The following is a 22,213-nucleotide window of genomic DNA, read 5'->3' as shown; positions in this document are numbered from 1 at the left end:
GGACCGGCTCCTGGGAGGTCTACTCCCTGTGCCGGTTCTTCGTGGCCCGGTTCGGCTGCTCCCTGTCGGGCAGGCGGCGCTCCGCCGCGGTGATCAGGATCCCGAGCAGCACCGCCAGATCGGCGGCGCCCTCGGCGTCGTCGGCCCATCGGGTGACTTGCAGCGGGTGAACCTGATCCAGTGGGGTGGTTTCGCGGGCGAGGACGAAGGCCAACGCCAGCATGGCCGCGCGGGCGTTGCCGTCCTCGAACGGGTGGAAGAACAGGACGTCGAGGTAGGTCCGGGCGGCGCGAGAGGGGAGAGCCAGGTCGGGCTGAACACTCTCGGACAGGCAGCGCTCGAACCGCGCCCGGGTGTCGGATGCCAGGCCGTAGCGCTCCCGTCCGCCCTTCGCGAAGGCCGTCGTCGTGCGGAAGTCGGCGGAGGCTCGGTTCAGGACTGTCCGCTGCCAGTTCGCCATGAGGGCGAAGGTCAGCCGCTTGCCCTCTTTCGCGTCGGCGAGTGCCAGGTCGAGAGCGGTCAGGAGATCTGCGTGCGGATGCGCAGCCAGTCGGTGAGGGAGTCCTGGCGGTGGCTGGGCGCGGACGTCATCGGGTGCCGTCCACGGTCCGGGCGAACCGTGAACTCACGGTGTCGACCACGACGACGTCCGGTGCGGTCCAGCTGCCGAACCGGCCGCCGACCGCGCTCTCCGCGATCTCCCGGGCTCGTTCCTCGTCGATTCCGTTGTAGGCCAAGAACCACCCGAGGACCTGCTCGCAGTGCCCGTACCAGCCGCTCTCGGCCCGCGTCCGGTCGGCCACCACGGTCACCAGACGCGTGCACGCCCGTTCCCAATGCCAGGGATCCACAGAGGATGAGGGCCCGGCCGGCTGCGGCGGCGCCAAGGAGGAGAAGCGATCCGCCAGATCCTCGATCCAGTCACGCCACTCCAGCAGGGCCTCGACGGCCAACGGGGCGGTCGCGTCCGCAGTCGTCACGGTATGTACGGCACAGCACCAGGTACCGACGATCCCGCCATCAGTGTCGCCTTCGCCAACCGACCAGTTCCAGCCGCAGGCCCACCGGCCGAACCGGTCCACCAGGAACTCGGTGACGGGGTCCAACGAGGTCCACCGGTGCTCTTCGATGGCCTCAGGGCTGGGCAGCAGGGGGCCACAAGACCGGCCAAGACCTTCGCCGCATCCTCGTCCAACTCGAACGGATGCCGCACTGGATCCACTTCTGCCCAAGTCAGGGTGTGTGCCCACAGTTCACTCACCACGCCACTGTGCCGTGCGCGGCCGTTCGAACTCCAACCCGTTACCGAAACCGCGGCGCCTCGACATCACGAAGCGATCTCCGACCAGGAGGGCACAGCTGTGAGACGTACATGATGGCCTGGGCGGCGTTCGGCAGGTTCTGGCACAGATGCGTTGTGATCCTGCTGTGGGTCCGGCGCTTCATCTGCGACGCCACGACCTGTCCGCGCCGTACCTTCGCTGAGTCGTTCCCGCAGCTGACCACCCCATACGCGCGGTTCACTACCAGGCTCAACCACACGCTGGAGCGCATCGGGCTCGCACTGGCCGGACGGGCCGGCGCCCGGCCGGCTATGTCTCGGCGCCGGGCGAATGACACTACTGCGCCGGATCATGGCGCTGCCGGACCCGCAGGTCACCACGCCTCGCGTGCTCGGGGTGGACGATTTCGCCACCCGGCGCGGGCACTCGTACGCCACCGTGATCACCGCGGCCATCCGGTGCCCTGCAGCGGCCTGCGCGACTGGGCCCGCAGCCGCCTTCAGTGGCCTGACGCACCCACGCCGGCTGCCGCGGTGCCGTCCGTCCGCACCGTCGTCGGCTGGATCACCCGTCACCCCGACACGCTCACCAAGGACGAAGGCAAGCAGCTCAAGGCGGTGCTCGACGCCTGCCCAGAGCTGGAGCGAACTCACGAACTCGTCCGCGACTTCGCGCAGACACTCGCCCGGCGCACGGGTGCTGACCTGCCGGACCGGATCAGCTCCGGGGCACCGAAGGTGCTGTGAACCGCGTCAAGAAGATCAAGAGACAGCTGTACGGTCGTGCCGGATTCGACCTGCTCCGCAAGATGTTCCTGCTTCAGTGACCTTCCGCGACCGCTCCCCAAGGTGTGGCGCCGTCGCGGCCTCGCCCCACAGGGCATGTCCATGCTCCGACCGCAAGCCCCCAGGCGTGGCCTCCATCCGTCGACAGCCCGGGGCGAGGGCGGCCGTGCCCTCGGTGACGTGGCGGAGTCTGCCCGGCAAGGGCCCCGGGCTCGCACTGGCGAACGGTCCGAGAAGCCGGAATGGTTGCAGCGGTCCGGTGATGTGCACTGCGGGGTTGGTCCGGCCATGGTGTGACGCGGATCACCGCAGCGCGGACCTCGCAGAGGACAGGGAGGAGTGTGGAGATTTCACTGCGGGCCCGCGTGCGAGCCGGGGATCCGGATGCGTTCAGGCAACTCTTCGACGAGCACGCTTCGGTGGTCCACCGGCACGCCGTGCGGATGACCGGCAACTGGGTCATGGCCGACGACATCGTGTCGCTGACCTTCCTGGAGGCATGGCGCCTGCGTGAGCGGGTGCTTCCGGGTGACGACAGCCTGCGCCCGTGGCTGCTGGGGATCGCGACGAACGTCACGCGCAACACCGCGCGGGCGGCGCGAAGACACCAGGCCGCGCTCATCAGAGTCCCTCCCCCCGATCCCGTGCCGGACTTCGCCGACGAGGTGACGCAGCGCCTGGCCGACACCGAGGAACTGGCCGCCGCGCAGAAGGCGTTGAGCACGATGCGCCGCGGGGAACGCGAGGTGTTCACACTCTGCGTGTGGGAGGGCCTGGACGCCGCCACGGCGGCCGAGGCCCTGGGCGTGGCCGTCGGCACCGTACGGGCCCGGCTCTCACGCGCGAGAAAACGCCTGCGCAAGCTCACCGAACTCGAACTCAAGGGCAGCACGGGCAGCACGGGCAGCACGGGCAGCACGGGCAGCACGGGCAGCACGGGCAGCACGGGCAGCACGGGCAGCACGAACGGCGGAGGCAGTGTGAACGCCACGGGCGGCAACCCCGGCACGGAAGGCGGCATCGGGCACAGCGGAGTGCAACGCCCGGCCGCAGTCGGACAGTCAACGGGTAGCCGCCATCAGGCGGCTCGGTCCACGCAGGAGAAGAAGCGATGAACACCAACCCGCGACGACGCGATCAGCCGGTCGACTACCAGGATCTGGCCGAGTTGCTGCCCGCGCCGGGCCGTCCGGTGCTCGCGCAGGACCGCCACCGCGTACTGAGGGAACATCTGATGGAGCACATCACCCACGAGTCCACCCGCGAGCAGTCGGGTGCGACGAACACCTCCCCGAACACCTCACCCGTGCCCCCCGCACGCCGGCGCCCCGGGCGGCGCCTCGTTCTCGTCGCCGCCCCGCTGGCACTGGCCGCCGTGGTGGCCCTGGGCGTGGTGGCGGTCGACGGCGCACAGGACGGCAAGCGCGACACGCCTGCCGCAGGTGTCACCGGGGGCGACCAGCAGAAGGCCACGCAGTTGCTGGACCGGATCGCCCTGGTGGCAGCCGACCGCCCGGCGGTCACGGTGGGCGAGGGCCAGTTCATCTACACCAAGCTGCAGGGGTCGGCGGAGCTGGGCCGGACCGCGACGCCCCCGAAGGGGTTCACCCCGGCCCCGGCCGCGTACAAGGGGACCGTCCGACAGGAGCAGTGGGATTCGGTGGACGGCACGCAAAACGGTCTGAGGAAATCCGTCGGGCTGTCCTCGACCGGCGAGCCCGACCCGTCCCACAAGAACGAAATGACCATGATCGGCACCGGCTATCTGACCTTCGAGCAGCTTCGGACTCTGCCCACCGATCCCGACGCGCTGCTGAAGAAGCTCTCCGGCGACGCCAAGAACGTGCAAGCGAGCCGCGGCACGGAGGTGGTCGTCGAGAACCTCGGAGCCATCATCGACGAGGCCACCCTGCTGCCCGACCTCAGTGCCGCGATCTACCGTGCCATGGCCAAGCTCCCGGGTGTGCGCGTCGTGGACCACGTCAAGGACGCCTCGGGGCGGGAGGGTGTCGGCCTTACGTTCAAGGGCGCCCCGAAGGGCTACGCCTGGGTCTTCGACTCGTCGAGTCTCGTCTACCTCGGAACAACCGACGCCGCACTCCTCGAAGTCGGTGTCGCGGACGAAACGGGTGAGGTGCCGGTCAGCTCGTCCTGAGTCAGCCTCGCTGCCGCCGCGCAGCCGGCAGGGCGTCCGCTCCGGTGGACGCCCTGCTGGAGTTCCGGCGGTGCCGATGGTGCTGTGAACCGCATCAAGAAGATCAAGAGACGGCTGTACGGTCGTGCCGGATTCGACGTGCTCCGCAAGATGATCCTGCTTCAGTGAGGCTCCGCGACCGCTCCCCGAGATCTGCGCCAGAACCGTTCGGCATCTCCACCAAGGCGACTCCAACCGGCCTCAGCGGGAGGGGCGTTCGGAGGCGCTGAGGAGTGGTGGGGAGGCGAAGTGAGCGTGGCCGTGGCCAACGCGCGTTCGCGGGGCGGGTGTTCATGACGGTGAACACGTCACTGCCGATGAACGAGACGGGGACAGAGACGGAGACCGGCAACAGTCACGGCTCGTCACACGGCTTCGGTGGTGCCCGTGACCGTCTGGCGTGGGTGGGTATCCGCATGGACCGGCAGGTCCGCCCGGCGGTCGCGCTGTGAGGTGAGCAGGATGATCGCGACAATGGTCTGCACCGCCACGATGCATGCCGGCGTCACGGGCGATTTCACGGTCAGCATCGCGATTGTCGCGTTGACGCCGAAGTGAACCGCAATCGACGCCACAACCCCGGCACGATCGTATGCGTAAGCGGTCAGGAATGCCATCGGAATGACGCTGAGCGCGAACAGCGGGCCGCTCCAGCTGATCAGGCCGAATTCTTCCTGGAGGGTCCCCGAGACGAAGAACAGCGGCAAATGCCATATCGCCCAGACGACACCCAGAAGAAGGCCGGCCTGAAAGCGGCCGAACGACGCACGTAGGCGTGGATGTGCCGTGCCACGCCAACCGGGCTCCTCGGACAACGGGCCGGCGATCAGCATGCTGACGAAGAACGGCACGGCTCCGCCGGCGTCCGACATCATGCTCCGCCCCTCCGCGAAGCTCATCGCGGGCCCACCCAGGAGGTCGGAGAGCAGCGCGGCCGCCAGCACCGTTGCCGACGCCATCACCAGCAGGGGCAGCACCCAGTGCAGCCGCATGCCGGTCCGGAGCCCCACCGCGCGGGCAGGAGGGGCTTCACGGCGGCGGGAGCGGCGCACCCGGACCACGATCGCGCCGAACACCGGGCCGAAGCCGCCGAGTACATAGGGAACGACGCTGGGGGAATCCTTCACCGATCCACCGAGTGCGATCGCGATGAGCCAGAAACCCCAGCTCGACGCGAACGTGACAGCCCCGAAAATGACGAGGCTGCTTTTATGGTGAAGAGGGGTCGCGCTATTCACGCTTTACCTTTCAATCGTGCCAGGTGCGTGCCACGTGGAGGAATTTCTGATTGATTCCCGAAAGTGCGGGCGGAATTGTCATGGTTCGATGAAGGTGGTGGGGACAGAGTCCGGTGTGTTCGAGGTGGTGACCGCCCCGGGAGCTGGACTCACGACGGCGGAGGGAGTCGGGCCCGGCTGGCGCGTGGAGGGGCTTGGTGAGATTGAGGGCGTGTCAGCGGGCCTGACCGGGGTGTTCGAATCCCGTTCGTGGACGGCGAGCAGTACGGAGGCAACGGCTGCGGCCAGGCCGAGCAGGACGACGACGGTCCGGCGGGACGGGAGGAAAGACCGGCTGGACTTGGTGGGCGGAACGCCCGGCCGCAGGCTTTCCAGGTCGACGGAGTTGGCCCGGGCCTCCAGGGCGTCGCGCAGTCGTTGTTCGACCGCCTCGTCGTGGAGCTGACCGCGGCTCATCGGCGGGTCTCCGCTCTCACGCACCGCCGGCAGTGGGAAGGACGGGAGTATGGCTGGGAGAGGTACTCGGTCATCGGGGGATCTCCAGTTGTCTGCCGAGAGCGTCCAGTGCTCGGCTGGCGGTTGACTTGACCGTCCCGCGGGAGACCCCGAGAGTGTCGGCGATCTGGGCCTCGGTGAGGTCCGACCAGTAGCGCAGGACCAGGACCTCGCGCTGCCGACGGGTGAGACGGCTCAACGCGTCGATCACTTCCTGATGGGTCTCGGCGAGCAGCACGGCCTTGTCGGCCGGCGGGACGTGGCGTTGGCGCTCGGGTACGTGGGCGCGTGACGTGCGACGCCGCCGCAGGACCGAGCGGGCCGCGTTGACCACGCTGGTCCGCAGATACGCCTCGGGGTCGTCCACCTCCACGAGCCGGCCGCCGTGGCGGCGGAGGAACGCCGTGAAGGCGTCCTGCACCACGTCCTCCGCCGTCGGGAGGTCATCCACCAGGAGCAGGGCCAGCCGCACCAGGGCCAGTCGGCGATGGCGGTAGAGCTCGTTGAAGCCGTGCTCGTCGCCGGCGGCGGCCGAGGCAGCGCCGGGGGCGCGAGGCACCGCCGCGAACGGAACTCTCCCGGTGGTCTGCCGGTTTGTCGGTGAGCGCAGCGCGAGCCGGTCCTGTGCTCGGCGCAGCAGATCCATGGCGCCGCGAACCAAGGCGTGCACCTGGCTGTACGTGATCCGCCGCCAGGCGGCCGACGGCACGGCTGCTGGGATCGTCGCTGTTCTCACATGTCTCCTGGACGTCGTGGTACCGGTCCGGTCCGCCCGGGGCCCCGGGCGGACCGGACCGTACTGCCGGGCCCTGAGCCGTGCAGCACGCGTTCACGTGGTGCCGCCGAACGACCGTCAATCGATCAGCGGGCAGAAACTCCGGGCCAAGTCCCCTGCCGTGCAAGGGCGTTGCACGTGGCGGGACACCATCGAACTCCGGAGATCCCTACCGGACCGGAACCGGAGCGGGGTACGGCTATCCGTACGGGGTCGGGGCGGAACCCTGTCCCACCGGGGTCGGGGCGGGGTAGCCCTGTCCCACCGGGGTCGGCGCGGGGTAACCCTGACCGACCGGGGTCGGCGCGGGGTAATCCTGACCGACCGGGGTCGGCGCGGGGTAATCCTGTCCGACCGGAGCCGGAGCGGGGTTCGCCTGACCGACCGGGGTCGGCACAGGGCTGGCGTGCTTCGCTGCGGTGGCGGGCTTCGCCGAGGGCTTGGCGGCCGGCGTCTCCGACCCGGACACGTAGGGCTTGGCGTGCTTCCCGGTGGCGGTGGACGCCACCGAGGAGACCGAGGCCGGCTCTTGTGCGTCGGTGGAGGCGCCCGCCTGACCGGTCGCGGCGTTGGCTGTGACGGCCCCGCCGAGAGCCAGCGTGGCGCCCACGACGGACGTGCCCAGAACAATGCGGACCCGGCCTGGACGGAAGCTGCGGACGGCGGAGTGACGTGCTGACATTGTCGGTCCTCGAATCATCGGTGTCTGTCTGTCGGCCGGCCGTCCGCCACGGGTGGTTTCCCGTGCGGCGGCCCCGTGCTGGAGGCGCATCCACACCGACAGACGTCCGATGCCCCTGGGGGTTGCGGGTCGGACGAGACGAACACGGGAGCCATCGAGTGATCTGCGTCACCAGGACCGGGTCGGTCCACGAGTCAACTGCCCGTACGAGTTCGCCGTCCGAGTTCGGCGAACGGTCCCTAACCTCGTATGGGCGGGGCCCCACGACATCGTGGGGCCCCGCCCATACGGAGTTCATACAGCCGAGTTCATACGGCGGAGTTCACGCAGCGGCGGGCCTCAGCCCAGGCGCTTCACCAGGGCCCGGTACTCGTCCCACAGTTCCGTCGGTGTGTGGTCGCCGAAGGTGTTGAGGTGCTCGGGGACCAGGGCGGCCTCCTCGCGCCAGACCTCCTTGTCGACCGTGAGGAGGAAGTCCAGGTCGGACTCGGAGAGTTCGAGGCCCTTCGTGTCCAGGGCCTCCTTGGTCGGCAGGATGCCGATCGGGGTCTCGACGCCCTCCGCCCTGCCGTCGAGGCGGTCGACGATCCACTTCAGGACGCGGCTGTTCTCACCGAAGCCGGGCCAGACGAACTTGCCCTCGTCGTTCTTGCGGAACCAGTTGACGTAGTAGATCTTCGGGAGTTTGGACTGGTCCTTGTCCTTGGCGACATCCACCCAGTGGCCCATGTAGTCGCCCATGTTGTAGCCGCAGAAGGGCAGCATCGCGAAGGGGTCGCGGCGCAGCTCGCCGACCTTGCCCTCGGCCGCCGCCGTCTTCTCCGACGCCACGTTCGCACCGAGGAAGACGCCGTGGTTCCAGTCGAAGGACTCCGTCACCAGCGGGACCGCCGTGGCACGACGGCCGCCGAACAGGATCGCCGAGATCGGTACGCCCTTGGGGTCCTCCCACTCGGGCGCGATGATCGGGCACTGGGAGGCGGGGACGGTGAAGCGGGCGTTGGGGTGGGCCGCCGGGGTCCCCGACTCCGGCGTCCAGTCGTTGCCCTTCCAGTCCGTCAGGTGGGCCGGAGTCTCCTCCGTCATGCCCTCCCACCAGATGTCGTTGTCGTCGGTCAGCGCGACGTTCGTGAAGACGGAGTTGCCCCACAGCGTCTTCATCGCGTTGGCGTTGGTGTGCTCACCGGTGCCGGGCGCGACACCGAAGAAACCGGCTTCCGGGTTGATGGCGTACAGCCGGCCGTCCTCGCCGAACCGCATCCACGCGATGTCGTCGCCGATCGTCTCGACGGTCCAGCCGCCGACCGTCGGCTCCAGCATCGCGAGGTTGGTCTTGCCGCAGGCCGACGGGAAGGCCGCCGCCACGTACTTCGACTCGCCCTGCGGAGGCGTCAGTTTGAGGATCAGCATGTGCTCGGCGAGCCAGCCCTCGTCCCGCGCCATCACGGACGCGATGCGCAGGGCGTAGCACTTCTTGCCGAGCAGCGCGTTGCCGCCGTAGCCGGAGCCGTACGACCAGATCTCGCGGGTCTCCGGGAAGTGCGAGATGTACTTCGTGGAGTTGCACGGCCACGGCACGTCCGCCTCGCCCGCCTCCAGCGGCGCCCCGAGCGTGTGCACAGCACGCACGAAGAATCCGTCGGAGCCGAGCTCGTCCAGCACGGGCTGACCCATGCGGGTCATGGTGCGCATGGACACGGCGACGTACGCCGAGTCGGTGATCTCGACGCCGATCGCGGAGAGGTCGGAGCCGAGCGGGCCCATGCAGAACGGGACGACGTACATCGTCCGGCCCTTCATCGAGCCGCGGAAGACACCGCCCTCGCCGTCCGCGCCGGTGCCCGTGCCCTGGAAGATCTCCCGCATCTCGCCGGGGGCCTTCCAGTGGTTCGTCGGGCCCGCGTCCTGCTCCTTCTCGGAGCAGATGAACGTCCGGTCCTCGACCCGCGCGACATCGGTCGGGTCAGAGGCGGCGTAGTAGGAGTTGGGGCGCTTGATCGGGTCGAGTTTCTTGAAGGTGCCCCTGCGGACGAGCTCCTCGCTCAGTCGCTCGTATTCGGCCTCTGAGCCGTCACACCAGACCACGCTGTCCGGCTGCGTCAGTTCGGTGATCTCGTTGACCCACGAGATCAGTTCCTGGTGATTGGTGGGAACGGTTGAGGGAGCCGCGATGTCGCGCGCCACGATTGCTCCTAGATGAGGGTTTTGGTTTTTTTGTGCCCCGTGGGGGCCGCGACCCGGATGCTTCACGTAACCGATCTTTCCGACACGTAATCGATCTTTCTGGCGCTCATCCGGTGCCGACCGCACTCATTTGATCATCCGACGGGTCCGCGCATATGTCCAGAGGGCCTCACAGCTGAGCATCGTGAGCATCGCCACTTATTGCCGGCCATTTACCCGGGCCACTTTCCGCCCACCAGCCGCTCACCCCGTACACCGGTGAGACCATGCCCACTTGGGGCCCTTCATACGGTCGGACTGATGCGTAACTTACGGTTCCGTAGGTACGATGCCCTGCATGACTGCGTCCGTCCCCGACGCGCCCTCGGACACGCCGGTCGTAGACCGCGTCGCCGAAGCGCTCTCCCTGCCGCATCCGGTCAAGCCGAAGCTTCGCGGATGGCTGCACGCCGGGATGTTCCCGGCCGTACTCGTCTCCGGCCTCGTCCTGACCGCACTCGCCGACTCGACCCGCGCCCGTATCGCCTGCGCGATCTTCGCGCTCACGGCCTGCCTGCTGTTCGGCGTCAGCGCGATCTACCACCGGGGCACCTGGACGCCACGCATGGACGGCGTGCTGCGCAGACTCGACCACGCGAACATCTTCCTGATCATCGCGGGCTCGTACACACCGCTGACGATGCTGCTGCTGCCCGAGGCCAAGGGGCAGTGGCTGCTGTGGGGCATCTGGGGCGCGGCCGTCGCGGGCATCGCCTTCCGGGTGTTCTGGATCGGCGCCCCGCGCTGGCTCTACACCCCGTGCTACATCGCGATGGGCTGGGCGGCCGTCTTCTTCCTGCCCGACTTCATGCGGGCGGGCGGGATCGCCGTACTGGTCCTCGTGATCGTGGGCGGGCTGCTCTACAGCGCGGGCGGCGTGATCTACGCCCTCAAGCGCCCCGACCCGTCACCGCGCTGGTTCGGCTTCCACGAGGTCTTCCACTCCCTCACGCTCGCGGCGTTCGCCACGCACTACATCGGCATCTCGATGGTGGCCTACCAGCACGGATAGCCACCGACGAGCCTTACCGGAAGGGCCCCACCGCATCGCGCGGTGGGGCCCTTCGGCGTGCCCGGCCCAGTACATCCGCTCCCACCCATTGACAGTAACCATCTTTTGAGAGCTACTCTCATTTCATGGCTACTGTCACTCCACACCCCGAGACACACCTCGACCCCCGTCGCTGGTGGGCCCTCGGCGCCCTGGTCGCGAGCATGCTCGTACTCGGCTTCGACATGACGATCCTCAACGTGGCGCTGCCGACGATGGCCGGGCAGCTCGGCGCGAGCACCGGTCAGCAGCAGTGGATGGCGGACTCGTACATCGTCGTCTTCGCGGCGCTGATGCTCCCGGCCGGACTGCTCGGCGACCGGTTCGGGCGGCGCCGGATGCTGATGGCCGGGCTCGGCGTCTTCCTCGCCGGTTCGCTGGTCGGCGCCCTGGCGGGCGATGTGACCTGGGTCGTCGTCGCTCGTGCGGTGATGGGCGTGGGCGCCGCGCTGGTGATGCCGCTCGCCCTGTCCGTCCTGCCCTCGCTCTTCCCGCCCACCGAGCGCACCAAGGCGGTCGGCATCATCTCGGCCGCCTCCGCGCTCGGCATGCCGCTCGGCCCGATCATCGGCGGCTGGCTCCTCGACCACTTCTGGTGGGGCTCGGTCTTCCTGATCAACGTCCCGATGGCCGCGATCGGCATCACCGCCTGCCTCTTCCTGCTGCCGGAGACACGGGACCCGGCCTCCCCCAGGGTCGACGCCGTCTCCACCGCGCTCACCGCGGCCGGGCTCGGCGCGCTGATCTACGCGATCATCGAGGCCCCGAACCGCGGCTGGGGCGACCCGCTCGTGCTCGCCCTGATCGCCGGGTCCTTCGCCCTGCTGACCGCGCTCGTGGTGCGCGAGCGCCGGTCCGTACGCCCCATGCTCGACATGTCGCTGCTCGGCCACCGCGGCTTCCTGCTCAACGCGGTCGCGGCGACGCTCGTGATGTTCGTCCTGTCCGGCCTGATGTTCGTGCTCCCGCCGTATCTGCAGGCCGTCCTCGGCAACGACGCCCTCGGTACGGGCGTACGCATGCTGCCGATGATGGGCGGGCTGATGGTCGCGGCGAAGGCGGCCCAGCCGGTCGTCGAGCGGTTCGGATCGCGTGGCGTGGTGAGCGCCGGTCTGGTGGTGCTGGCCTTCGCCGCGCTCCTCGGCAGTCGTACGACGGTCGAGTCCGGGTACGGCTTCACCGCGCTGTGGCTGTCGATCGCGGGCCTCGGCTTCGGCTTCGCCGTCGTCCCCGCGATGGACGGGGCGCTCGCCGCGCTCCCCGCCGACCGGGCCGGCAGCGGTTCCGGGCTGCTCATGACGCTGCGCCAGGTCGGCGGGGCGATCGGTATCGCGCTGCTCGGCAGTCTGCTGGCGAGCACGTTCCGGGACCGGCTCGACGTGACCGGGCTGCCCGAGCGGGCGGCGGACACCGCCCGGGAGTCCGTGGTCGCGGCCCACCTCGTCGGAGACCGCGCGGGCGCCGCCGACCTGGTCACCTCCGCGAACACGGCGTACGTGCACGGCATGGGCCTCGTCCTGCTGGTGTGCGGGATCGCCTCGCTCGTGGCGGCGCTGCTGGCGGGGGCGTTCCTGCCGAACACCGAGTCGAACACCGAATCGAGCACCGGGTCGAACACCGGATCGCGGGACGTCCCGGGGCCCGTGGCGGGCAAGCCCGCCCCGGACATGGCCCCCGCCCCGGCCGATGGCCGACAATGACCCCCATGATGGCCGCACGTACCTCCATCCCCGCCGACCGCCCCCAGCTGGGACTTCGTGAGCGGAAGAAGATCAAGACACGGACGGCGATCCGTGACGCGACCTACCGGCTGATCGAGGAGCAGGGGTACGACGCCACGACGATCGAGCAGATCGCCGAGCTCGCCGAGGTGTCGCCGTCCACGGTCTTCCGTTACTTCCCGACCAAGGAGGACATCGTCCTCACGGACGAGTACGACCCGCTGCTGGAGTCGGAGCTGCGGGCCCGGCCGACGGACGAGCCGCCGATGGACTCCCTGAGGTACGTGCTGAAGAAGGCCGTGTCCGTCGGGATGGCCGACGACCCCGAGGTCACCCGGGTACGGACCAGGCTGATGGCCGAGGTGCCCGCCGTGCGCTCGCGGATGATGGAGAGCATGTCGGTCACGGGCCACCTGCTCTGCCAGGTCATCGGCGAGCGCACCGACCGGGACCCCGGCAGCTTCGAGGTACGCGTCTTCGCGATGTCCCTCGTCGGCGGCCTGATGGAGGTGTCCCTCTACTGGGCCGAGCACCACCACGAGGACGACTTCGCCGACCTCGTCGACCGCGCCCTGAACGTCCTGGAGCACGGACTCGCGCCGCGGCCCGAGTAGCGGGTGCGGGTGCGGGTGCTGCAAGGCTTAAGTGTCTGCTCAGTCCCAGCGACACGCCGCATGCACGGCGTGTCGCTGGGACTCAGACCCCACTTGCCCTCGCAGTGAGGGGGGCCGTCATGAAGGCGTACTCAGCGCCTCGTCACGTCGCCCTTTCCGCACGCCAACCCGTCCTTGTCGCGGTCCAGGCGCAGGGGGTCGTCCTTGCCGTTGATCTTGAGGCGGCCGTAGTCGTTCTCCTTCAGCCAGGCGCAGCGGGCCGCCGTCGTCTTCTTGACCTCGTCGGGGAAGACCGTCGGGACGCAGACGTTGACGGAGCCGTAGTGGCGGTCGCAGCCGGCGACGGTCGTGCTGACCTTGGCCGAGGCGCGCTTCTTGCCGGGCTTCTTGACCTTGCCTTCGAGCGAGTCCGCGAAGGAGTGCTCGTGCGCCGAGGGGGCGTCCTCGGCAGCCGCCGCCATGGCGGACGGGCCCTGGAGGTGGACCCACTTCGCCACCGACGGCACGCCGTTGGCGTCGACCGCGAAGAGCATGTACCAGCCGGGCGGGGCCAGGTTGGGGTTGCTCGTCACGTTCAGGTCGACGTTGTTGCCGTCGACGGAGAGCGGCAGGTCCACGAAGCGCTGGTTCGGGTCGGACGAGTGCGTCACCGCGGCCGGACGGATCAGCTCCGCCTTGGCGATGGGCCGGTCGACCGTGATGCGCTGCGTGTCTCCGTACGTCCACTCGTTGTCGATCACCGAAGTGATCGTCGGGCGGGCGCCCTTGAGGAGGTACGGCGGGGTGTAGATCGACACGTTGTGGTTCCAGGAGCCGTTGCCCGGGTTGTCGCCGGTCGCCATCACACGGCCGTCGGGGAGCAGGAACGCGGAGGAGTGGTAGCCGCGGGCCTCGGGGTCGGCGGCCACCGGGTCGAAGGTCTCCGACGCCGGGTCGAAGATCGACGACTCGTAGACCGGGTTGGCGCGGTTGTGCAGGGCGCCGCCCGTCTCCAGGACCTTCCCGTCGGGCAGCAGCACGGCGGAGACGTACATCTTGCCCTGGGCGCCGGTCTGCGGGATCTTGCCGTTGCCCAGGTCGACGGTGCCCTGCGGGAGCGGCGGCCCGGCGACGTACGCGGGGTTGGCGGACTTCAGGTCGATGATGTCGGTGAGCCGGTTCGCGTCGGGGTTCGAGTCGATGTTGCCGCCGCCGATGGTGAGGACCTTCTGGTCCTGGGCGGGAGGCAGCAGCACGCTCGCCGACTGGTCGCGCTCGTCCTTGCGCTGCAGTCCGGGCACCTCGGTGGTGGTGTTGGCGTCGTAGTCGTAGATCGCCGAACCCGTGCCGGGGATGTTGTTGCCGAAGGTGTGGCTGCCCGTGTAGAAGAGGCGGCCGTCCTGCATCAGGACCATCGACGGGTACAGACCCCAGTACGACCAGGTCTGGTTGACCTGCCACAGCGGCAGCCACTTGTTCTCGGCGGCCGACCAGCGCTCGGCCGTCACGGACCCCGTGGAGTCCTCCTTCAGCCCGCCGAAGGAGATCACGTCACCGTTGCCGAGGATCGTCGCCGACGGATACCAGTGACCGTCGTTCATGTCGTTGGTCTTGCTGTACGTCTCGGTGACCGGGTCGAAGATGTACGAGTCCTTGTAGCCCTGGTAGCCGATCGTGCCGTCGGCGGACGGGTAGCCCTTGTTGCCGCTCATCACGAGGACCCGGCCGTCCTGCAACTGCACGTGCCCGGAGCAGAACATGTCCTTGGGCGTGGGGATCTGCTTGTACGTGCCGTTCACCGGGTCGTAGACCGCGCTGGTGAACGTGCCCGCGTTGAACATCTCCTCGCTGTTGCCGGAGCCCGCGATCAGCAGCACCTTGCCGTTGTTGAGGACGACGGAGTGCATGGAGCGGACCGGGTTCTGCGTGGGCAGCACGTCCCACTTGCCGTTGGCGCACTCCTCGGCCGTGCCGGTGCACACGGGGTCGGGGATCGCGTCGGCGACCTGGTCCATCGTGTAGTCGTCGGTGGTCACGGAGCCGGTGCCGTAGACGGAGACGCCCCAGGTGATGCGGTCGGTGCCCGCGGGGACCTCGGGCGTACGGACCGTGGCCTCGGCCCAACTGCCGCTGATCGGCAGGGTCTTGAGGTCGGTCCAGTACTGCCAGCCGGCGGTCGTGTCGTGCCGGAAGAGGGTGAGCGAGGTGTCCGGGGTCGTCGACTTGTACCAGAGCCCGAGGTCGTACTGCTTGCCGACGCTGACGACCGGCGCGCACTCGGCGGACTCGGTGATCAGCGCCTTGCGGTCGCCCTCGGTGCGGCGGGTCAGCTCGACCTTCATGGCCTTGGAGCCGGAGTGGGCGCCGCCGACCGTGGAGAAGGTGAAGTCGTTGTCGCCCCAGCCGGACTTCTCCCAGCAGTACGGCATGTCGTCCGTACCGGCGGTCTCGAAGCCGGGGTTCTTCACGAGGTTGGCGGCGGAGGCGGGCTGCGGGGCGATGAGGAGCAGCCCCGAGGTGAGGGCTCCCACGGCGAGCAGCGCGGTACGGCGTCTGGGGCGGACGGGGCGAACGGGCCGTCCGGGTCGTCTGAACTTCAGCGCGGGTCTACTGGACTTCGGAGCGGGTCTACTGAACATCAGCTGGTTCTCCTTGCTGTGCGGCTCCCTGCGTGACGGCCGGTCTCGACAGCCGTCGTGTTTCCTGCGCGCCCTCCCTTCCTCGGCAGATAGACCAGGGCCTCCGTGCCCGCGAACCGCAGGACGAAGGTGGTCACCAGGGCGAGCGCGGTGGCGCCGAGCACTGACATCCCGAACTGGCCCACGAACAGCGCGATGAGCGGGATGCGCAGCACCAGGTCGGCGTTGGCCAGCAGCGCGAACCGGCCCACGCGGTCCCACCAGCGCCGGTGCCCGCGGCGGTCCCGGAAGCAGAGGTGCTCGATGAGCAGGAAGTTCCAGGCGACGCCGAACTGGTTGGCGACGATCTCGGCGGGCAGGTAGTGCATCCCGGCGGCCGTCAGGGCCCAGAGCCCGGCGAGGTTCGGCAGGAACCCGGTCGCGCCGATCAGCCCGAACATCACCATGCGGGCGACGGGCGAGGCGGTGCGCAGCCCGGCGAGGTGCCGCAGGAAGCGGATGCCCTCCTGCGCGGTCGACTTGGACTCGCCCGCGAACCGGTCCTGGAAGACGAACGGCACCTCGGTGACCTGGCGCGGGCGGGCGCGTACGGCCATTTCGAGGAGGATCTTGTAGCCGAGCGGCTTGAGGACGTCCGCGGTGACCGCGCTGCGGCGGATCGCGAAGAAGCCGCTCATCGGGTCGCTGATGCCGCGCAGCCGCCGCGGGAACAGCGTCTTCGTCAGCAGGGTCGCGGCGCGTGAGACGGCGATGCGGTAGCCGCCCGCGAGGCCCGCCCGGCTGCCGCCCTTGATGTAGCGGGAGGCGACGACGAGTCCGGCGTGCTCGCGCTCGCCCGCGGCCACCAACTCCGGTACCAGGGACGGCGGATGCTGGAGGTCGCCGTCCATGACGACGATCCAGTCGGAGGACGCGGCCCGGATGCCCTCGACGACCGCGCCACCGAGCCCGCCGGCCGGTGTGTCGCGGTGCAGCACGGTCACCGGGTACGGGCAGTCCCGCGCGGCGTCCCGGATCACCTCGGGTGTGTCGTCGGTGGAGTCGTCCACGAACACGACCTCGCAGGGCAGCCGCGAGGGCACCGACTCGGTGATCCTGTGCAGCAACTCCCGGATGTTCGCGGACTCGTTGAAGGTCGGCACGACGATGGTGACGGCGCCGGGTTCGGGAACGGTGGAGGCCGCGCGCAGGGCCGGGTCGTGCAACTCCCCCGGGACGATGGACTCGTACGTCATCGGTCGCCTCCGGTGCTCGCCGCGTCGGCGGTGTCGGCCTTGCCCGTGGCGCCCGTCGTGCTTGCCGTGCCGCCGCCCCCGACCTGCCGGATCTCGATGCGGTCCGGGCCCTTGCCGAAGGTGGCGACGGGGGTCGAGTGCCTCATCGCCTGCTTGACGTTGGGCAGGTCGGCCGCGTCGCGCCGCACGGTCGGGGAGGCGACGACGTAGTCGATGTCGCGCCAGCCGCGCGGCATCGTCTTGGTCACCGCGGGGTCGAGGTCGGCCTTGTAGAACCAGATGACGCCGAGTCCCGGCTCGTACCCGGCGTGTACGAGGTCGAGCCAGAGCGCGTCGTCGACGAGGACGCGGGTGTCCTCGGGGTGGTCGACCTCGGTGGCCAGCCACTTGGAGGCCGCCCGGTAGGGGGCGTTGGCGTCGGCGGTGACGGCGGTGCGGTCGCCCTCGTACCAGCGCGGCACGACGTACGCCGCCGAGGCCGCGACGAGCAGCGCCGCGACCGCGTACCGGGCGCGGGTGACGAACGCCTTCTCGTCGGTGCTCCGCCACCTGCGCAGCACCCCGTGTGCGACGCTCGCGGCGCCTCCGGCGAGGACGAGCGCGAGGAACGGCAGGGCCTGGATGACGTACATCGCGGGCAGGTAGCCGGTCGGGCGCAGGGCCACCAGCGCGAGGATGGCGACGGTGAACGCGGGTCCGGCCAGGGCCCGTGCGGTCACCGACCAGCGCCAGGTGACCAGCAGGAGCAGCGCGCCCGCGAGGCCGCCGAGCGGCAGCACGCGGTCGTAGTAGAGCCAGGACTGCAGGACTCCGTACGAGCCGGAGCCCTGGTCCAGGATGAATCCCGAACCGGGCCTGGTCAGCTGGTATTCGAGGCCGTCCCACAGCGAGACGTGTCCGCCGCCGGGGAAGAGCTCGCCCTTGAGGAGGGCGAAGAGCGGGTACGACAGGCCGATCAGCACGCAGGCCGTGATGGCTCCGGTGAGCGCGAACTTGCGGGTGTCCCGGTGGCTGTGGCGCCACATCGTGATCATCACCGCGGGCAGGACGAAGATCATCGTCTCTTTGGTGAGAACGGCCGCGGCGGCGGCGAGGCCCGCCCCGAAGTGGTGCCAGAGGTGGCGGCTCGGGGAGGCGGCGAGGCAGAACGCCACCAGCGTCCACATCACCGCGATGTTGTCGAGGAAGATCTCCCGCTGGAGGACCACCGACAGCGGTGAGAGCCCGAAGAGCAGCATCGCGAGCCCGGCCGCCCAGCGGGGCAGCCACAGGCGGCGGGCCAGTACGTAGACGAGGACCGCGCTGATGGCGCTGACCAGGAGCATCACGATCCGCATCGAGCCGACCGTCATCGACTCGGGGCTGATCAGGGACGGTATCCAGGTCAGCAGGGCTATCTGTATCCAGCCGAGCGGCGGGTGGTCGTACCAGTAGGTGTAGTGGGCGAGCCCCGTGCCCTGCTGCACGGACCAGGCCTGGGCGAGGTAGGTGCCCTCGTCGTCGCTGAGCGCCGGATAGTCGGCGATGTTCCAGCCCTGCACGGTCATGACAACCACGAGGAGTACGCCGCACAGGACCAGATCGGCACGTGAGGTGCGCAGACGCGACGGGAGCGGGGTCGTTCGAGGGGTCGAACCGGTCTTCGGGGCAGGTGTCCGCTGCGCGGGGACCTTGGAGGTGGTCACCGCGGGAAGGGTGGAGGTCACGCAGGAACGTCCTCTCGGGACCCGCGGGAAGCTACGGCCGCGGCTTCGGTGGCTTCGGTGGCTTCGAGGGCGCTGGCGGCCTCGACCTCGCTGAGATGTGCGCCGACATGACTGGTCAGCTCCCAGTCGTTCCGCCCCCGTTGCTCACGCCACACGGCACGGACGGCCGCTCCGGCGAGGAGCACCTGGTAGAAGGGGCCGCCGACGATGAGCTTGAGATAGTGGACGAACCGGACGCGAAGCCCGTACTGCTTGCCGAAGTCGTGCAGCCCGACCAGCTCGAAGACGAAGGTGACCAGGGCGGTGACGGCCGGCAGGAAGGTGATGAAGGCGATGCCGACCGGGACGTCGAGGAAGAGCGCGACGGCCACGTTGAGCGGGATGATCACGCCGGAGATCGCCTGGAGATACGGCGTCATCAGCGTGTAGCGGGCGAGCAGCCGCTGGCCGAAGCCGGGCAGCTGCTTCCAGTCCTTCTTCCGGTAGACCTGAAGGAAGCCCTGGTTCCAGCGGGTGCGCTGCTTGAGCAGCGACATCAGGCTGCCGGGCGTCTCCTCTTTGGTCACCATGTCGGAGTCGTACGCGACGACGACCTTCTTGCCGATGCTGGAGAGCCGCACGCCCAGGTCGCAGTCCTCGGCGAGGCACTCGGGGTCCCAGCCGTCGGCGGCCCGCAGGACGTCCGTGCGGACGAAGACGGTGTTGCCGCCGAGAGGAATGAAACCTTTCTGCGCGTGCAGGTGAAGCCGCGAGCGGAACCAGAAGAAGTACTCCAGGCAGTTGCGCAGGCTGTACCAGCTGGAGTTGAAGTTGATGAGCTGGACGCCGCCCTGGACGACGTCGGCGTCGGTCGACCGGAAGGCGTGGTCGACGTGCGCGAGCAGCTCCGGGTGGACCTGGTCCTCGGCGTCGAAGACTCCGACGACATCACCGCGACAGTGCGGCAACGCCGTGTTCATGGCCTTCGGTTTGTTCTTCGTCTCGTGGGTGTCGACGACGACGCGTACGCGCGGGTCGCGCGCCTCGGCCTTCCGGGCCACCTCGGTGGTGCCCGGGTCGTCGTGGCCGACGATCACGATGATCTCGAAGTCGGTGTGGCTGGATTCCAGCAGTCGCTGGATGGTGTGGTCGAGCACGGCCTGCTCGTGTCTCGCCGGCAACAGCAGCGAGAACGACAGGTGCTCACCTCCGTCAGGACTTCTGAACCGCGTGGAGGCGAGCACTTCGGGCGTACGCCACGCGTGCATCTGCCACCACAAGGTGAAGGCAGCCATCCCAAAAAGGGCAAGCGAAACGACAGCAATGAGCAAAGACGTAAGCAACAGATCCCCCCAGATCCCCAAACCCCCTGTCGCGACAGCAAGTCACTCCTGTCGCGTCCCGGTGGAGAGACTAAGGGGGTTCTGTGAAGTCCGGGAACTGTTCTGATAAATAACGTGTTTCAGAATGGTCAGTCGACTTGTCGGGCGTATCCGAACACATGCGCACATCAGCCCCCACGAGCAGGGCTTTTAGCCGCTCAGCGCCCCAACGCCTCCCGGAGACGGTCGACTTCGGTCGTCGGAGCGTCACAAGTGAAGTTACGGCAGACATACGCGGTTGGTTCACCGTGCACGAGCGATCGTTCCACGAGCAAAGGGAGTTCGTCACTGTCAGGAGCGCCCACGGCGACGACCGCGCCGGGCGCGGTGGCGAGGAGCGCGGCCCGGTGGAGCTCCTTGGTCGCCGGATCGTCGACCGGCCCGACCACGGCCACCTCGCGCGGCCCGTCGAGCAACGCCTCGGCGGTGGCGAGACCCCAGCCGATGAAGCGCGGGGCGCGCGGGCCGAGCGCCTTGACGACGCCCAACGCCCGCTCCGCGGCCGCCCGGTGGGGCTCGGCGCCGGTCTGGGCGGCGTAGCTCAGCAGCGCGCCGGCGGCCGCGCTCCAGCCCGAGGGCGTGGCGTTGTCGGTCGGATCCTGCGGGCGGCGGATGAGCTTCTCGGCGTCAGCGGCCGTGTCGTACAGCGTGCCTGACTCCTCGTCGGTGAACTGCACGAGGACGTGGTCGAGCAGGAAACCGGCGAATTCCAGCCAGACGCCCTCACCGGTCACCGAGGCGAGCGCGAGGAAGCCCTCCGAGACGTCCGCGTAGTCCTCCAGCACACCCGCGTTGGCGCCGACGCGACCGTCCCTGCTGGTACGGGCCAGCCGGGCGTGCTCGTCCAGGTGGAGCCGGACGAGGAGGTCGGCGGCACCGAGTGCCGCCTCGATCAGGTCGGGGCGGTCGAAGTACGCGCCGGTCTCGGCGAGGGCGGCGATCGCGAGACCGTTCCAGGCGGCGACGACCTTGTCGTCCCGGCCGGGGGCGGGTCGTCCGCCGCGCGCTTCGAGGAGCCGCGCCCGGACGGAGGCGATCCGCTCCGCGTCGAACACGCCCTCGCGCTGCGGGAGCTGGAGGACGGAGGCCCCCTCCTCGAAGGTGCCCTCCTCGGTCACGCCGAAGTAGTCGGCGGCGAGTCCGGCGTCCCGCTCCCCGAGCACCTCACGGAGCTGCGCGGGTGTCCAGACGTAGTACGCGCCCTCGACGTGCCTGCCGTTCCCGTCATCGCTGTCGGCGTCGAGCGCGGAGGCGAACCCGCCCTCGTTCGTACGGAGTTCACGGACCATGAAGTCGGCCGTCTCCAGGGCGACACGGCGGGCGAGGTCGGACCCGGTGGCCCGCCACAGGTGCGCGTACACCCGGCACAGCAGGGCGTTGTCGTACAGCATCTTCTCGAAGTGGGGCACGACCCACTCGCGATCGACGGAGTAGCGGGCGAAGCCACCGCCGAGCTGGTCGTAGATTCCCCCGCGCGCCATCCGCTCGCACGTGTCGGCGGCCATCTGCAGCGCGCCCTCCGAGCCGGTGCGGGCGTGGTGCCGCAGCAAGAACTCGATCGCCATCGACGGCGGGAACTTGGGCGCCCCGCCGAAGCCGCCGTTCCCGGCGTCGTAGTCCCGGGTGAGGCCGAGCAGCGCCCCCGCGAGATCCTCCTCGCCGGGCACCTGGGTGTCGCCGAACGCGATCTCCCGGCCCGCCAGGTCCCGCACGATCTTCTCGGCGACCTCCGCGACCTCGTCCCGCCGGTCGGTCCACGCGCTGTGCACGCCTTCGAGAACCTGCCGGAACGAGGGACTCCCCTGCCGGGGCACGGGCGGGAAGTAGGTACCGAAGTAGAACGGCTCGGCGTCGGGCGTGAGGAAGACCGTCATGGGCCAGCCACCCTGCCCGGTCGCCGCCTGCACGGCCTCCATGTAGACGGCGTCGACGTCGGGGCGCTCCTCGCGGTCGACCTTGATGTTGACGAAGTGCGCGTTGAGGTAGTCGGCGGTCTCCTGGTCCTCGAACGACTCGTGCGCCATGACGTGACACCAGTGGCAGCTTGAATACCCGACGCTCAGCAGAACCGGTTTGCCGCTCTTGCGCGCCTCCTCGAAGGCCTCGGCCGACCAGGGCCACCAGTCGACGGGGTTGTCGGCGTGCTGGAGGAGGTAGGGGGACGTCTCGTGGGCCAGTCGGTTCGGCATGGGGTCCATCCTGCCGCAGTACCCGGTGGGCAATGCGGATCAC

General features: G+C 69.2%; 18 protein-coding genes. 6 read left to right on the top strand and 12 right to left on the bottom strand.

Going from position 1 to position 22,213, the window contains the following annotated elements:
* Positions 1-19: 19 nt before the first annotated feature.
* Together ACH4YP_RS06855 and ACH4YP_RS06850 are read right to left on the bottom strand one after the other, a co-directional pair.
* Positions 20-460 (bottom strand): Fic family protein, encoded by a 441-nt coding sequence (locus ACH4YP_RS06855; RefSeq protein WP_398489692.1) that lies wholly within the window; start codon positions 458-460, stop codon positions 20-22.
* Between the two features lie 127 nt (positions 461-587).
* On the bottom strand, positions 588-980 hold the full coding sequence (locus ACH4YP_RS06850; RefSeq protein WP_398489691.1) for a hypothetical protein: 393 nt from the start codon (positions 978-980) through the stop codon (positions 588-590).
* Positions 981-1,816: 836 nt separating this feature from the next.
* On the opposite strand from ACH4YP_RS06850, the gene ACH4YP_RS06845 reads away from it, so the two are divergent.
* From ACH4YP_RS06845 to ACH4YP_RS06835, 3 genes are all read left to right on the top strand, one after another.
* The gene (locus ACH4YP_RS06845) at positions 1,817-2,029 is read left to right on the top strand and encodes a hypothetical protein (RefSeq protein WP_398489690.1); all 213 of its coding nucleotides are present in this window, start codon (positions 1,817-1,819) and stop codon (positions 2,027-2,029) included.
* A gap of 380 nt (positions 2,030-2,409) precedes the next feature.
* Positions 2,410-3,183, top strand: coding sequence for an RNA polymerase sigma factor (locus ACH4YP_RS06840; RefSeq protein WP_398489689.1), 774 nt, complete (start codon positions 2,410-2,412; stop codon positions 3,181-3,183).
* Complete coding sequence (locus ACH4YP_RS06835; protein WP_398489688.1) at positions 3,180-4,223, top strand: CU044_5270 family protein; 1,044 nt, start codon at positions 3,180-3,182, stop codon at positions 4,221-4,223. The genes ACH4YP_RS06840 and ACH4YP_RS06835 overlap by 4 nt, the downstream gene beginning before the upstream one ends.
* Positions 4,224-4,627: 404 nt before the next feature.
* Here the strand turns inward: ACH4YP_RS06835 and ACH4YP_RS06830 are convergent, their stop codons facing one another.
* From ACH4YP_RS06830 to ACH4YP_RS06810, 5 genes are all read right to left on the bottom strand, one after another.
* Positions 4,628-5,500 carry a lysostaphin resistance A-like protein gene (locus tag ACH4YP_RS06830; protein ID WP_398489687.1) on the bottom strand — a complete coding sequence of 291 codons (873 nt, stop codon included), beginning with the start codon at positions 5,498-5,500 and terminating at the stop codon, positions 4,628-4,630.
* Positions 5,501-5,578: 78 nt separating this feature from the next.
* Positions 5,579-5,956 (bottom strand): hypothetical protein, encoded by a 378-nt coding sequence (locus tag ACH4YP_RS06825; protein WP_361069446.1) that lies wholly within the window; start codon positions 5,954-5,956, stop codon positions 5,579-5,581.
* 70 nt (positions 5,957-6,026) lie between these two features.
* Complete coding sequence (locus tag ACH4YP_RS06820; RefSeq protein WP_398489686.1) at positions 6,027-6,731, bottom strand: SigE family RNA polymerase sigma factor; 705 nt, start codon at positions 6,729-6,731, stop codon at positions 6,027-6,029.
* Positions 6,732-6,969: 238 nt separating this feature from the next.
* On the bottom strand, positions 6,970-7,452 hold the full coding sequence (locus ACH4YP_RS06815) for a hypothetical protein (protein ID WP_398489685.1): 483 nt from the start codon (positions 7,450-7,452) through the stop codon (positions 6,970-6,972).
* 339 nt (positions 7,453-7,791) lie between these two features.
* A complete protein-coding gene (locus ACH4YP_RS06810; RefSeq protein WP_361073058.1) occupies positions 7,792-9,636 on the bottom strand; it encodes a phosphoenolpyruvate carboxykinase (GTP) in 1,845 nt (614 codons plus the stop codon).
* 337 nt (positions 9,637-9,973) lie between these two features.
* On the opposite strand from ACH4YP_RS06810, the gene ACH4YP_RS06805 reads away from it, so the two are divergent.
* From ACH4YP_RS06805 to ACH4YP_RS06795, 3 genes are all read left to right on the top strand, one after another.
* The gene (locus tag ACH4YP_RS06805) at positions 9,974-10,687 is read left to right on the top strand and encodes a hemolysin III family protein (RefSeq protein ID WP_359729480.1); all 714 of its coding nucleotides are present in this window, start codon (positions 9,974-9,976) and stop codon (positions 10,685-10,687) included.
* Between the two features lie 125 nt (positions 10,688-10,812).
* Complete coding sequence (locus ACH4YP_RS06800) at positions 10,813-12,426, top strand: DHA2 family efflux MFS transporter permease subunit (protein ID WP_398489683.1); 1,614 nt, start codon at positions 10,813-10,815, stop codon at positions 12,424-12,426.
* Complete coding sequence (locus tag ACH4YP_RS06795) at positions 12,423-13,061, top strand: TetR/AcrR family transcriptional regulator (protein ID WP_398489682.1); 639 nt, start codon at positions 12,423-12,425, stop codon at positions 13,059-13,061. Before ACH4YP_RS06800 ends, ACH4YP_RS06795 begins: the two co-directional genes overlap by 4 nt.
* A gap of 131 nt (positions 13,062-13,192) precedes the next feature.
* On the opposite strand, the gene ACH4YP_RS06790 is transcribed toward ACH4YP_RS06795, so the two are convergent.
* The 5 genes from ACH4YP_RS06790 to ACH4YP_RS06770 all read right to left on the bottom strand — a co-directional run bounded on the left by ACH4YP_RS06790 (position 13,193) and on the right by ACH4YP_RS06770 (position 22,170).
* On the bottom strand, positions 13,193-15,679 hold the full coding sequence (locus ACH4YP_RS06790) for a galactose oxidase-like domain-containing protein (RefSeq protein WP_398489681.1): 2,487 nt from the start codon (positions 15,677-15,679) through the stop codon (positions 13,193-13,195).
* Positions 15,679-16,914 (bottom strand): glycosyltransferase, encoded by a 1,236-nt coding sequence (locus ACH4YP_RS06785; protein ID WP_398489680.1) that lies wholly within the window; start codon positions 16,912-16,914, stop codon positions 15,679-15,681. Before ACH4YP_RS06785 ends, ACH4YP_RS06790 begins: the two co-directional genes overlap by 1 nt.
* Positions 16,911-18,620 (bottom strand): ArnT family glycosyltransferase, encoded by a 1,710-nt coding sequence (locus ACH4YP_RS06780; RefSeq protein WP_398489679.1) that lies wholly within the window; start codon positions 18,618-18,620, stop codon positions 16,911-16,913. The genes ACH4YP_RS06785 and ACH4YP_RS06780 overlap by 4 nt, the downstream gene beginning before the upstream one ends.
* Positions 18,617-19,942 carry a glycosyltransferase gene (locus ACH4YP_RS06775; RefSeq protein ID WP_361068652.1) on the bottom strand — a complete coding sequence of 442 codons (1,326 nt, stop codon included), beginning with the start codon at positions 19,940-19,942 and terminating at the stop codon, positions 18,617-18,619. The genes ACH4YP_RS06780 and ACH4YP_RS06775 overlap by 4 nt, the downstream gene beginning before the upstream one ends.
* A gap of 197 nt (positions 19,943-20,139) precedes the next feature.
* The gene (locus ACH4YP_RS06770; protein WP_398489678.1) at positions 20,140-22,170 is read right to left on the bottom strand and encodes a thioredoxin domain-containing protein; all 2,031 of its coding nucleotides are present in this window, start codon (positions 22,168-22,170) and stop codon (positions 20,140-20,142) included.
* Between the last annotated feature and the right edge of the window lie 43 nt (positions 22,171-22,213).

This window comes from Streptomyces sp. NPDC020747 (genome assembly GCF_044334695.1).
In the GTDB taxonomy this organism is placed as follows: domain Bacteria; phylum Actinomycetota; class Actinomycetes; order Streptomycetales; family Streptomycetaceae; genus Streptomyces.
Note: the sequence above shows the minus strand (reverse complement) of the source record. Positions and strands in the feature narration are given on the sequence as shown.

What these genes read in the sequence shown, in the direction of transcription:
- ACH4YP_RS06835 (WP_398489688.1), top strand. Translation starts at nt 3,180, where the DNA reads ATGAACACCAACCCGCGACGACGCGATCAGCCGGTCGACTACCAGGAT.
- ACH4YP_RS06855 (WP_398489692.1), bottom strand. Translation starts at nt 460, where the DNA reads ATGGCGAACTGGCAGCGGACAGTCCTGAACCGAGCCTCCGCCGACTTC.
- ACH4YP_RS06790 (WP_398489681.1), bottom strand. Translation starts at nt 15,679, where the DNA reads ATGTTCAGTAGACCCGCTCCGAAGTCCAGTAGACCCGCGCTGAAGTTC.
- ACH4YP_RS06825 (WP_361069446.1), bottom strand. Translation starts at nt 5,956, where the DNA reads ATGAGCCGCGGTCAGCTCCACGACGAGGCGGTCGAACAACGACTGCGC.
- ACH4YP_RS06805 (WP_359729480.1), top strand. Translation starts at nt 9,974, where the DNA reads ATGACTGCGTCCGTCCCCGACGCGCCCTCGGACACGCCGGTCGTAGAC.
- ACH4YP_RS06795 (WP_398489682.1), top strand. Translation starts at nt 12,423, where the DNA reads ATGACCCCCATGATGGCCGCACGTACCTCCATCCCCGCCGACCGCCCC.
- ACH4YP_RS06785 (WP_398489680.1), bottom strand. Translation starts at nt 16,914, where the DNA reads ATGACGTACGAGTCCATCGTCCCGGGGGAGTTGCACGACCCGGCCCTG.
- ACH4YP_RS06815 (WP_398489685.1), bottom strand. Translation starts at nt 7,452, where the DNA reads ATGTCAGCACGTCACTCCGCCGTCCGCAGCTTCCGTCCAGGCCGGGTC.
- ACH4YP_RS06800 (WP_398489683.1), top strand. Translation starts at nt 10,813, where the DNA reads ATGGCTACTGTCACTCCACACCCCGAGACACACCTCGACCCCCGTCGC.
- ACH4YP_RS06770 (WP_398489678.1), bottom strand. Translation starts at nt 22,170, where the DNA reads ATGCCGAACCGACTGGCCCACGAGACGTCCCCCTACCTCCTCCAGCAC.